This is a genomic window from Edaphobacter sp. FHG110511_03 (genome assembly GCF_059115365.1).
This window is the reverse complement of the sequence record NZ_JBZYWL010000033.1, coordinates 1-3,391: the sequence shown is the minus strand read 5'-3', so window position 1 is coordinate 3,391 and position 3,391 is coordinate 1. Positions and strand designations below refer to the sequence as shown.

Below are 3,391 nucleotides of genomic sequence, written 5' to 3'. Positions count from 1 at the left end.
AGCAAAGGTCTGGTATCCGCTTCGTGCGCGTTACGCGCACATATCTATCGGGGCGTTGCGGGGTGTCCCCGCTGGATTGGGGAGTCAGAAGACGAGGCCGGTTTTGCTTTGCCGGCGTCGGCTGGAGCTGGGGCAAGGGCGTAGCCCTTACCCCGCCGACGTCTCCAGGATGTTGTAACGTTCACTGTGCGGAAGAACGCTCGATGCTCAAGCCGCATAGCTACTTGCGACTTACACACGAGGGCTTCTCGATTTCATTCAACTCGCGGATGACATTCGGAAGCTGTCGACGTGTTTGAGCCTGCCACGGGATAAACCCCGATCCCCGATACTTCAAAAGTCACTTGGATCGAACCTATAAGCTATGCTCGAGGGTGGAGGGGTTCATGAATACAAGCGATATCGTTCTTGCGATCGATGCTGAGATCGCGCAGTTGCAGAAGGTGAAGGTACTCTTGACGGGCACCGACCTTACCACGAAACGAAAGCCAGGCCGTCCAGCTGCGCCTAACAAGGCAACTAGCTTCAATCCAGTGGAATTTGCGAAGACAGCGAAGCGACGCACTATGAGCCCAGAAGGCCGTGCAAAGATCGCCGCAGCACAAAAGGCTCGCTGGGCAAAATCCAAGAGAGTCGCGAAAAAAGCCGCACGCAAAGCTGCTTCAATACCCGTTAAGAAGGCGGTGACGGCGAAGGCGGTCGATCGGAAGACTGCTCAAGTGAAAGAATCGTGACAACAGGGACCGCGATTGCGACCTTCGTTCCAGCGAATCGCGCCGCTTTAATAAACCCGGTAGAGGCCTTGCGTGCAGAATGAGAGAAGCTCGCGTATCCAGGATGGAAGACTTAGCCACGTAGAATGGTGCAATGCCTAAAGCTCCCGCTGCAAGTCACCTCTCCCAAAATCAAGAAGCCCGCCGCGAAAGCAGCCAAGTCATCCAGCATGCTGACTACTGAAGAGACGTGTGAACTCGGTTCTTCAGTCACAGCTCATCTATTACCTTTGAAAGAAGTCCCTTCTATTCAGACGAAGAAATCTCTACGAAGAAGTAAACGACGAAACACTCCTTATCACCAAACATTGAAATGAGGGTTCCATGGCAACGAAGAAGGCTCCAGCAAAGAAGGCAGTTACACCGGCTAAGAAGTCCGCTGCAGTTCCTGCGAAGAAGACAACGGCGGCAAAGAAGATGACAAAGGCGCAGCTTGTGCGGTTTGTCGCAGAAAAATTGGAGTGGACGTCGAAGCAGACCGCGGCCGTCTTTGATCTTCTGGCCGAGACAGCGCTTCAGGAAACCAGGAAGAATGGCGAGTTCACCATTCCCGGACTTGGGAAGCTGGTCAAAGCTCAGCGTGCGGCCCGAATCGGCCGCAACCCTCAGACCGGCGAGTCGCTCAAGATCAAAGCAAAAACGGCGGTGAAGTTTCGCGTCGCCAAGGCAGCTAAAGACGCTATCGTCCCTGTGAAGTAATTTGGTTACCGATTGAATACGGTCCTCCGCCGAGCGGAGGGCCGTGCACTTTAAGTGGGAGATTTGATGAACCCCGACCATCTGTAGCTGTGATCGATACGTGAGGGTGTTTCAGTATTAGCGTAATCTCAGACCTCACTTTATCAATTACGACAAGGCCCGCTCCAACTGACTCCTAACGGATGATCGATGCGTGTACAGGATACAAATGAAATCTACGATCTAGTGGAGAAGAGCAGGGTCCAAGAGTTCGCCCTCCAAAGCGCCTCTACCGGTTAACAATCTTTGGACGGCTTCACTCGATGAATGAGACTGATGGCTATATCCGTCTGGACCCAGTCACGCTTCCAGGCTTCGGCCTGATTCTCGTCGAATGACAGCTGACAAATTCGAGCCTGCTGTCCGGTGCCGAAGTTACTCCACCTCATCCCGGGAGCTTCCCCTCGCTGTGTATGAGACCTCGCTGCCCCCGATCTAAGCTCTCGATCCGCATCAGCCCACCCGGTGCGCCACCACAGAGTGGCCGTGTGGTACTCGGCTTCATCCCGCAGGCGTGCCTCGTAGCCAGCCTGGTACTCTTCCGACGAGGTATAGACTCGTGGAATTCCACCATCGGGTATGAGATCTGAGTGCCCTATTCGCGCCATATTCAATCGCCTTGGGGCGATAATAAAGCAAAACTGTAAAACAACGATAGTGGCGAAGTGACGTCAATCAATGGCTGCGGCTTGTCGACTGCTTTATTGGTGAGCATCGGTTTCGAGACAAACCGCAGTTCGACAATACTGTCCTAAAAGATAGAGTGGATGAGACCCTATCGGTCTCATCCACCCGAGTCAGCGACGACTATTCGTCGCCGGCCCCGTCGGAAGGATCATCAGCGGCTTCGACCTTTGAGAGTCGTTTCATGCTAATAACGTGGATCTCAGCAACGCGATGCTTGATCGTGAGCCCATGGACTTCTTCCTCGTACTCGCGATACCGGAGGGTGCCTTCGAGGGTGATGAGCTGCCCTTTCTGCAGGGTCTTGGCGAATTTGGAGAGATTGCTCCAGGCAAAGACGCGGTGCCATTCGGTGTTCAAAATGACGCCACTGACCGTCGTGAAGCTCAAGGGGCTCGGCTTCGTACTAGAAGAGTCTCGCGGTTTCGAGACGAATCTGATGTGCAACTGCGACCTCTCGGATCAACTCAGGCGAATCGAAGAGCCAAAAACCGTTGTGCTTCCAATCAGGGATATATTCAGCGAAGTCGTCGTTCACGCGATTACTGACCGAGAACACATCAACAACCCTCGGGGCGTCCAGCCATTCAGGTCGCCCGGAAGGAAGCACCTTCGCCATGTAACCGAGTGGAATCATATTGCTTGGGTCGCATCGGGACAAAACGCGATCTGTTGGATCAGCTCCGGTAGTAACTCTCGCAAAACGAGATGAGAAGAGGAGAGCGATAATAGAACGTTCGCCTTTGCATCTTTTTACTTTCACCTTGAACACATGAAGGGTGGACAGAGTATCAGCGAGCTGAGCGCGCCAACGATTCCAATTGAGAAGACACTAAACTGGGCAACCCACCGAGTTTTGAACGTCTCCTATTGATAACCCCTCCTAAAGCAGCAACTGTTGTGTCGCTCCCCCTCCCTCAGCACAAACTACCATTGTTTGTGCATGGGTGTTTATACGTGTCCCATAAACCGAGAATCCTCCCATATCATCCAATTCTTGTCGAGTGTTTGCGCCCCGCAACTCGAGTAGAGTCGACGAGCCAATACATTTCTAAAATCGACGTTCACACAGACGCGTTTTGCCTCTTGCTCGACAAACCAGGCCCCCATTCGGGTGATAAGCGCGCGGGCAACACCGGATCCTCGACGGTCAACAGCGATGTTGATCCATTGCAATTCTCCTTGGCAGCCGAACC

At 53.3% G+C, this 3,391-nt stretch carries 6 protein-coding genes; 2 read left to right on the top strand and 4 right to left on the bottom strand.

Annotated elements, in window-relative coordinates; all coding sequences use genetic code 11:
• Window positions 1-386: 386 nt before the first annotated feature.
• Together AC5S26_RS29760 and AC5S26_RS29755 are read left to right on the top strand one after the other, a co-directional pair.
• Window positions 387-734, top strand: coding sequence for a hypothetical protein (locus AC5S26_RS29760; RefSeq protein ID WP_494188570.1), 348 nt, complete (start codon window positions 387-389; stop codon window positions 732-734).
• Window positions 735-1,097: 363 nt separating this feature from the next.
• A complete protein-coding gene (locus tag AC5S26_RS29755) occupies window positions 1,098-1,472 on the top strand; it encodes an HU family DNA-binding protein (RefSeq protein WP_494188569.1) in 375 nt (124 codons plus the stop codon).
• A 275-nt stretch (window positions 1,473-1,747) separates the two neighbouring features.
• On the opposite strand, the gene AC5S26_RS29750 is transcribed toward AC5S26_RS29755, so the two are convergent.
• From AC5S26_RS29750 to AC5S26_RS29735, 4 genes are all read right to left on the bottom strand, one after another.
• Window positions 1,748-2,119, bottom strand: a complete 372-nt coding sequence (locus tag AC5S26_RS29750; RefSeq protein WP_494188568.1) for a hypothetical protein — start codon at window positions 2,117-2,119, stop codon at window positions 1,748-1,750.
• A 199-nt stretch (window positions 2,120-2,318) separates the two neighbouring features.
• The gene (locus AC5S26_RS29745; protein WP_494188567.1) at window positions 2,319-2,585 is read right to left on the bottom strand and encodes a single-stranded DNA-binding protein; all 267 of its coding nucleotides are present in this window, start codon (window positions 2,583-2,585) and stop codon (window positions 2,319-2,321) included.
• A gap of 16 nt (window positions 2,586-2,601) precedes the next feature.
• Window positions 2,602-2,832 carry a hypothetical protein gene (locus AC5S26_RS29740; RefSeq protein WP_494188566.1) on the bottom strand — a complete coding sequence of 77 codons (231 nt, stop codon included), beginning with the start codon at window positions 2,830-2,832 and terminating at the stop codon, window positions 2,602-2,604.
• Window positions 2,833-3,146: 314 nt separating this feature from the next.
• The coding region (locus tag AC5S26_RS29735; RefSeq protein ID WP_494188565.1) for a GNAT family N-acetyltransferase at window positions 3,147-3,391 on the bottom strand (245 nt) is incomplete at its 5' end.

Excerpts from the sequence above, each read along its gene's own strand:
- AC5S26_RS29760 (WP_494188570.1), top strand. The coding sequence starts at position 387 with ATGAATACAAGCGATATCGTTCTTGCGATCGATGCTGAGATCGCGCAG.
- AC5S26_RS29755 (WP_494188569.1), top strand. The coding sequence starts at position 1,098 with ATGGCAACGAAGAAGGCTCCAGCAAAGAAGGCAGTTACACCGGCTAAG.
- AC5S26_RS29750 (WP_494188568.1), bottom strand. The coding sequence starts at position 2,119 with ATGGCGCGAATAGGGCACTCAGATCTCATACCCGATGGTGGAATTCCA.
- AC5S26_RS29740 (WP_494188566.1), bottom strand. The coding sequence starts at position 2,832 with ATGATTCCACTCGGTTACATGGCGAAGGTGCTTCCTTCCGGGCGACCT.